This is a genomic window from Bacillus cereus group sp. MG16 (assembly GCF_040459875.1).
Classification (GTDB): Bacteria; Bacillota; Bacilli; order Bacillales; family Bacillaceae_G; genus Bacillus_A; species Bacillus_A paranthracis.
Window position 1 is genome coordinate 5,027,501 of record NZ_JARVHE010000001.1, and the last position, 7,500, is coordinate 5,035,000.

A 7,500-nucleotide genomic window follows, 5' to 3' on the forward strand; every position below is an offset into this window, starting at 1 on the left:
TATCCCCTTTACGAACTAATTTTCCTAGACGATGCCTCTACTGACAATAGCGTATCTATATTTGAAAAGCTGCTCTCAAATGAAAATAAACACCACCTGAAAGTTCAGCAGATTATTAATGATAAAAATTCTGGTTCTGTATTTAAACAATGGATAAAAGGTGTCTCTGCAGCAACCGGTGATTATATTTGGATTGCTGAGGCCGATGACTTATGTGATCAGACATTTTTAGAAGAAGTAATACAAGGGTTTCATATAGATAGTGATGTTGCCTTAAGTTACACACAATCAAAACAAATAGATGCACAAGGAAATATCTTGGCCAATCATTATTTGGATTACACAAATGATATTGATAAAGAAAAATGGCAGAGTTCTTATATCCGAAAAGGGTTAGATGAAATACAAGATACGTTACTTATCAAAAACACCATACCTAATGTCTCAAGTGTAGTTTTTAAAAACATAGATATAAAAACAATAACAAAACAATTGGAAAAGTTTAAAATAGCTGGTGATTGGTTTTTCTATGTTTCTCTCCTTAAAGAGGGGAACATTTATTTTAATCCAAAACCTCTAAACTATCATAGACGACATACAAATAGCGTAACAAGAACAGAAGATTCATATTCCCATTACAGTGAAGTTGTACAAATGCAGAATTTCATTAAAGACACCTTTACTATCGACGACATTTCAAAAAAGAAAATGTATGCATATAGAAAGTACCTTGAAACATATTTGAAGGTTTAATTATATATTTTCTTTATCATCAGTATCTCTTGTAAGACATTACTATTATTTAAGGGGTGTTACTCTTTGAAAGAATTTATAGAGGCAAATAAACATTTGATTTCTCAAATTGCACAAAAATACAATGTAAGTGCAAATATCCACCCAGAGGATCATATCTTTCAATTCCTTGTCACAAATCCAGTCTTTCCATCTAAAAAAGAAGCAATAGATTATTATTTTAAAGATGGAAGAAAATCAGCAGAAACACTCTTAGATTTAATTACTTCCTTTTATCCTCCTGTAGACACTCCAATTCAATTATTAGAATTCGCATCCGGATATGGCTGCGTAACACGTCATTTATTAAATCAGCAAACGAACTTAGGTATAACTACTTGCGATATACACGAAGAGGCTATTACTTTTATTGAAAACACATTACATACTTCATCTCTATTATCTCACCCTGAACCAGAACAAGTAAAATTAGCCTCGTCTACGTATGATATCGTTTTTTGTCTATCCTTTTTTTCTCATATGCCTGATACAACTTGGTTTCGTTGGCTTCAGACATTGTATAACGCTGTTTCCCCTGGCGGCTTATTCATTTTCACAACTCATGGATATCAAAGTAAAAAGTACTTCGGCTTTCCCGCTTTAAATGAACGGGGTTATTGGTTTCTTCCCTCTAGCGAACAACTCGATTTAGATGTTCATCAATACGGGCAAACGATCGTTAGCCCCTCTTACGTATGTGACAAAATTAAATTATTACCTTATAATCCTATTATCAAAAAATACACTGAAGGTTTTTGGTGGGAACATCAAGATCTTTGGGTAATAAAAAAAGAAATAAAATAATAAACCACGCTCTACTTATACAGAAGTAGGGCATGGCTTATTATTTTTTACTATATAAGAACTCTTCAATCCATAGCTTATTTAATCTAATTCCACTTTTGAAATCCACTTTCGGTTCCCAATTACATTCTCGTCTTACTCTATCTATATTTAAAATGATTTTTTGAACGTTTTCTTGCTTTTGTTTATAGCAGATAAAGTCCACTTTTCTTTCCGTTAATTTCTCCAATTCTACTATAATTCGTTTTAAAGAGAGACCCTTTCCGCTGCCTATATTATACACACAAAATTTCAAGTGATTTAATTGCGATAGTTGTATAGTAACTTCCACTAAATCATCGATATAAATATAATCTCGAATAATTTCTTGTGGATTCCCATATATATTAATCTTTTCATTACTGAGATGCTGATACAAAAAACAATTTATTGCTCCAACTTTCTTTAACGGGTTTTGATATTTTCCATACGGATTAGAATATCTACATACAACATAGTCCATTCCATATTTTTTCTTATAAAAGTACAAATAATTTTCAAGCGACACCTTTGTTATTCCATAAGGAGAAAGTGGTTTTAATGGATGTTCCTCATCAATAGGCAGATATTCCGGTTCACCATAAACTGTGCCTCCAGAAGATGCTAATACGATTTTTTTAATGGGGAAATTTTTAGCACTTTCCATGAAATTAAGAAAAAAAAGGCTACTGTTTATATCTCTGAAAACATCTTCAATTGAAGTTGTTACATTAGACGTTGCAGCTAAATAAATAATAATATCCACATTCACTAAGGCTTTATATATATCTTCAACATTTGCTAAATCACCTTTAATAAATTCAACCTCACTTATAATATTTTGAGGAAAATTATTTATATGTCTGGAAAATACTTTTACATTTTGGCCTTTTTTCAATAAACCTAATGCGAGGTTAATACCAATGAAACTATTTCCACCTACTATTAAATAATTATTCTTCCGCATAATATCCTCTCTAGTAATAAGATTTTTGCTTATCACACCTGTAAATACAAATAAATGAACTTGGACAATTCTATTATTCTTTCTCTTATAATTGTATGCTTATTATACATTTTCATTATCTTTATTTTCTGTTTAGAATCGCTGTCTTATCTAAGATGACCGAAAAACACTCATAATATTTACTCATTTCCATGAATATATTGGATTAGTAAAGCCTTCTCCATAAATAAAACTTTCAAAAAGGAGCATTAAATTTATGAAGAATGTAAATCAAGAGCTGTTAAATCATGTAATTCTACATAAAGACCGAATTCCACATTTCCATAAAGACTTTCCCCTGATACTATTCTGGAGCCACAGAAGCGGATGTACTACATTAGCTAATTGGTTCTTTTTTCAAATTGGATTATTTACTGAAGCAAAAAAATACCATGACTTTATTCATTACTATGAATTCTGGGTGTATAAAAACAGCACCAACTACATACCAGAGTTACAAAATGGTCTTCTAGCAGCAAAAAAAGATGTTTGTAAACTTGTGCGGAATCCCTATACAAGGGCTGTCAGCTCATTTTTATTACTTGCTGACAATCCATATGCTAGCCCTCAATGGGAAAGTATCCGCCAGTATTTGTATAATGACAAATATAGTAAACGAGGAATATCATTTAAACAATTTTTATATTACATTCGAGCATTCGGTTCCAATTCCGTAGCAATGGACATACATTTCAGTCAGCAATACGTTCCAGGTGAAGAAAATTTTATCCAACACTATATTCCTTTAGAAGATTTTAATACACAAATCACCAAGTTAGAACACACGTACGATTTACTTAAATCCCATTTAGCGCTACTTACAAGCTCAGATCATCATCGCGCTCATAAGATGATTTATACAGGAAACTATGCGGAACTCAGCCTTACAGATACAGCCTTCCCTCGCTTTCCAACATATGAAAGTTTTTATGATAAAGAAACAATGGAGTTAGTTACAGAAATATATGCACAGGACTTTGAAATGTATCCTTACATAAAAGGAGTATTTTAAGTCGATACATCATTCTCCAATGAATAAAAGTGAATGTATCGCATAGCATAAAGTGAAACTTTAATTAATGTGGGTTCCCTACTTTTCACCCGCCCTCTTTGATTTCGCTAATTGTTGGCGTATGTCATATGGATTTTTCACACGGGAGTGATGTCATGTGGAAGGTAATTTAAAGCACAATACTGGATACTGTGTTATTTGCGAGAAAGAAGCTATATTTATAGAGCATAATGATTGGCTTAGAGATCACTATTTATGTTCTACATGCCACTCTATACCGAGGCAACGAGCTTTAATCCATGTTTTAAATACATTTTTCCCAAAATGGGGTTCCTACCATATCCACGAATCCTCTCCTGGAGGGATTATGACTCAGCTACTAATAAAAAACTGTAAAAACTATACATATTCTCAATACTTTAAAAACTACCCTCTTGGTCAATACTTTCAAGGAATTAGATGTGAGAACTTAGAAGACATGACTTTCCAAAATGAATCTTTTGATTTGTTCATTACGCAAGATGTCTTTGAACATGTAATGGAGCCAAAAAAAGCCTTTAAAGAAATAGAACGTGTATTAAAGCCTGGTGGCGCTCATGTGTTTACTGTCCCTTGGTATCATACACTCCCAAAGACTTTACAAAGAGCAAGAATAAATAAAGAAGTAATTGAGTATATGGAAGAGCCAATTTATCATGGAAATCCTATTGATGAGAATGGGGCTTTAGTAACATTTGATTGGGGCCAAGATATGATTGAATATATTTATACCCATGCAAACATGTATACAATTGTTTATTTACAAAAGGATAGATCACTAGGATTAGATGCTGAATTTCTACATGTTTTTATTAGTAAAAAACACGAATATAATTTGGAGGTTAACAAATGAATAACTTTAAGTTAGGAAGTGATTTTGATAACCTTGTTAGTCCACTTTCTGATGTTGAACTTCTAAATCTATTTATACAAAGTTGTTCACAAACAAAGATAAATGGCATCCCAGTACCTATGTTCCCTCCTGAAGAAATTCAACAACAGTTTGTAGGTGCTTCCTATAAACATGCTCTTTATGAAGCATATTTGTTTTATAGCCATGTAAAAACATATGCCCAAAATTTGGGTGTTCCCTTGAATAAAGAACGTAAAATTTTAGACTTTGGTTGCGGGTGGGGAAGAATTATACGCTTTTTTTTCAAAGATGTTCGCGATGAAAATTTACTTGGGATTGATGTAGATCCAGCAATGATTAACATTTGCAATGAAACGTTAGGAAGAGGAATATATAAAACCGCCAATCCACAACCTCCTGTAGAATTTATTAGTGACAATTCATTGGACATCATATTCGCTTATTCTGTATTCTCACATTTATCCGAAGAAACTGCAGAACATTGGATAAAGGAATTTTCAAGAATTCTTCGTCCAGGTGGAATCTTCATCGCTACAACACAAGCACGCTATTTTCTCGATTACTGTCAACAATTCAAGGAACACCCTGAATTTATTCAAACGAGTTGGCATAAAACTTTATCTCAAGCTTTTCCAGATATAAATCGGGCCATCTCGGATTATGAAAGCGGCAATTTTGTCCACAGTCCTACAGGAGCCGGAGACGTTAGAAATAGTAGCTTCTACGGAGAAACCGTTATACCTAGAACTTATATTAAAAATCACTATGAGAAGTATTTAAAGCTACGGGACTTTTTTGATGATGCAAACCGATTACCCCAAGCCCTATTTGTTCTCCAAAAAGATTAACTCTTTTCTTACATGGTAATGCACATAATTTTATAATGAAAATCACTTTTCATCTCAGCCATATATATTAAATCACCCAAGATTCCTCTATCGAGCAAACTGTAAACTCGATTCAAAAAATCAAAAGTAACTTCCCACCACTTTGAACTACGAAGAACATAAGGGGGATATACCTTGAAAATTATTGCTTTTTACTTACCACAGTTTCATCAAATAAAAGAAAATGACCGCTGGTGGGGAAAAGGTTTTACTGAATGGACAAATACTAAAAGTGCACGGCCTTTATTTTCAAAACATTATCAACCTAGAGAACCTTATCAAGACTTTTATTATGACTTAACGGACCCATCCGTAAGAAAGTGGCAAGCAGAAATCGCTAAAGCACACGGCATATATGGTTTTTGTTATTACCATTACTGGTTTAAAGGAAAAAGGCTATTGGAGACACCCTTTAATGAAGTACTTAAGACGGGCGAACCAGATTTTCCATTTTGCCTTTCTTGGGCAAATGAACCGTGGACAAAAACTTGGGATGGTCTTGATAGTCATATATTAATGCCTCAAAATTATGGAGAGTTATCGGATTGGAAAGAACACTTCGACTATTTATTACAAGCTTTCCAAGATGAAAGGTATATTCGTATAGATGATAAACCACTATTCATTATTTACCGTCCTGGGCATATCCCTGACTGTGAGCAAATGCTTAATTACTGGAATACACTCGCACAAGAAAATGGTTTGAAAGGTATATACTTTGTAGAAACATTAAACAGCTTCCCACTTCCTAATATAAATGGGTTCGATGCTAGCATTCAATTCGAGCCTTTTTATACAATTGCTCATGATAGCTCTTCAGACATAAATAAAACAATATATGAGTCTGGTAAACAAATAAACGCTTGGGATTATGATAAAGTTTGGATGTATATACTAAAGCGATCTCCTCCAGAGAAAAAAACATTTCCCGGTGCCTTTGTTGACTGGGACAACACAGCACGCCGCAAAGACTTAAATAGTAGCATCTTCCTAGGCTCTACTCCTGAGAAGTTTACGATATATTTAAGTAAGCAAATCTATCGTACCTATTCTCTTTACAACAGCGAGTTTTTATTTATGAATGCTTGGAATGAATGGGCAGAAGGTACTTACTTAGAACCAGATAAAAAGCATGGATTCGCCTATTTAGAAGGAGTTAAGCAAGCAATTAGTAGAGGTATGAAAGCATACAAAAAAGACGAGTCATTTTGACTCGTCTTAAGCTTGCTTGGCGACGTCCTACTCTCACAGGGACAAGGTCCCAACTACCATCGGCGCTAGAGAGCTTAACTTCCGTGTTCGGTATGGGAACGGGTGTGACCTCTCTGCCATCATCACCAAACTATTGAAGGCATATTCCTTCAAAACTAGATAACATTGCTACATATTATATGGTTAAGTCCTCGATCTATTAGTATTCGTCAGCTCCACATGTCACCATGCTTCCACCTCGAACCTATCAACCTGATCATCTTTCAGGGATCTTACTAGCTTACGCTATGGGAAATCTCATCTTGAGGGGGGCTTCATGCTTAGATGCTTTCAGCACTTATCCCTTCCGCACATAGCTACCCAGCTATGCCCTTGGCAGAACAACTGGTACACCAGCGGTGCGTCCATCCCGGTCCTCTCGTACTAAGGACAGCTCCTCTCAAATTTCCTACGCCCACGACGGATAGGGACCGAACTGTCTCACGACGTTCTGAACCCAGCTCGCGTACCGCTTTAATGGGCGAACAGCCCAACCCTTGGGACCGACTACAGCCCCAGGATGCGATGAGCCGACATCGAGGTGCCAAACCTCCCCGTCGATGTGGACTCTTGGGGGAGATAAGCCTGTTATCCCCGGGGTAGCTTTTATCCGTTGAGCGATGGCCCTTCCATGCGGAACCACCGGATCACTAAGCCCGACTTTCGTCCCTGCTCGACTTGTAGGTCTCGCAGTCAAGCTCCCTTATGCCTTTGCACTCTACGAATGATTTCCAACCATTCTGAGGGAACCTTTGGGCGCCTCCGTTACACTTTAGGAGGCGACCGCCCCAGTCAAACTGCCCACCTGACACTGTCT

The 7,500-nt window shown here is 35.5% G+C and carries 7 protein-coding genes and 2 rRNA genes (2 of these 9 only partly in view); 6 read left to right on the forward strand and 3 right to left on the reverse strand.

Annotated elements, in window-relative coordinates; genetic code table 11:
* Both QCI73_RS25995 and QCI73_RS26000 read left to right on the forward strand, forming a co-directional pair.
* On the forward strand, positions 1–753 hold the 3' end of the coding sequence (locus QCI73_RS25995) for a glycosyltransferase (RefSeq protein WP_353824018.1). The gene continues 1,179 nt to the left of window position 1, outside the view; only the last 753 of its 1,932 coding nucleotides appear in the window; its start codon lies beyond the left edge, outside the window; its stop codon occupies positions 751–753.
* Between the two features lie 66 nt (positions 754–819).
* Positions 820–1,596 carry a class I SAM-dependent methyltransferase gene (locus tag QCI73_RS26000; protein WP_353824019.1) on the forward strand — a complete coding sequence of 259 codons (777 nt, stop codon included), beginning with the start codon at positions 820–822 and terminating at the stop codon, positions 1,594–1,596.
* Positions 1,597–1,636: 40 nt separating this feature from the next.
* On the opposite strand, the gene QCI73_RS26005 is transcribed toward QCI73_RS26000, so the two are convergent.
* On the reverse strand, positions 1,637–2,581 hold the full coding sequence (locus QCI73_RS26005) for an NAD-dependent epimerase/dehydratase family protein (protein WP_262726388.1): 945 nt from the start codon (positions 2,579–2,581) through the stop codon (positions 1,637–1,639).
* Between the two features lie 256 nt (positions 2,582–2,837).
* Between QCI73_RS26005 and QCI73_RS26010 the strand changes: the two genes are divergently transcribed.
* From QCI73_RS26010 to QCI73_RS26025, 4 genes are all read left to right on the forward strand, one after another.
* Positions 2,838–3,632 carry a sulfotransferase family 2 domain-containing protein gene (locus QCI73_RS26010; protein ID WP_353824020.1) on the forward strand — a complete coding sequence of 265 codons (795 nt, stop codon included), beginning with the start codon at positions 2,838–2,840 and terminating at the stop codon, positions 3,630–3,632.
* 157 nt (positions 3,633–3,789) lie between these two features.
* Complete coding sequence (locus QCI73_RS26015) at positions 3,790–4,524, forward strand: class I SAM-dependent methyltransferase (RefSeq protein ID WP_353824021.1); 735 nt, start codon at positions 3,790–3,792, stop codon at positions 4,522–4,524.
* The gene (locus tag QCI73_RS26020) at positions 4,521–5,393 is read left to right on the forward strand and encodes a class I SAM-dependent methyltransferase (protein ID WP_353824022.1); all 873 of its coding nucleotides are present in this window, start codon (positions 4,521–4,523) and stop codon (positions 5,391–5,393) included. Before QCI73_RS26015 ends, QCI73_RS26020 begins: the two co-directional genes overlap by 4 nt.
* A 174-nt stretch (positions 5,394–5,567) precedes the next feature.
* Positions 5,568–6,644 carry a glycosyltransferase WbsX family protein gene (locus QCI73_RS26025; protein WP_000691010.1) on the forward strand — a complete coding sequence of 359 codons (1,077 nt, stop codon included), beginning with the start codon at positions 5,568–5,570 and terminating at the stop codon, positions 6,642–6,644.
* A 14-nt stretch (positions 6,645–6,658) separates the two neighbouring features.
* On the opposite strand, the gene rrf is transcribed toward QCI73_RS26025, so the two are convergent.
* Both rrf and QCI73_RS26035 read right to left on the reverse strand, forming a co-directional pair.
* A 5S ribosomal RNA gene (rrf, locus tag QCI73_RS26030) occupies positions 6,659–6,774 on the reverse strand.
* A 49-nt stretch (positions 6,775–6,823) separates the two neighbouring features.
* Positions 6,824–7,500: ribosomal RNA gene (locus tag QCI73_RS26035) — 23S ribosomal RNA — on the reverse strand; it runs 2,246 nt beyond the window's last position.

Coding starts and splice junctions, on each gene's coding strand:
- QCI73_RS26020 (WP_353824022.1), top strand. CDS start 4,521: ATGAATAACTTTAAGTTAGGAAGTGATTTTGATAACCTTGTTAGTCCA.
- QCI73_RS26010 (WP_353824020.1), top strand. CDS start 2,838: ATGAAGAATGTAAATCAAGAGCTGTTAAATCATGTAATTCTACATAAA.
- QCI73_RS26005 (WP_262726388.1), bottom strand. CDS start 2,581: ATGCGGAAGAATAATTATTTAATAGTAGGTGGAAATAGTTTCATTGGT.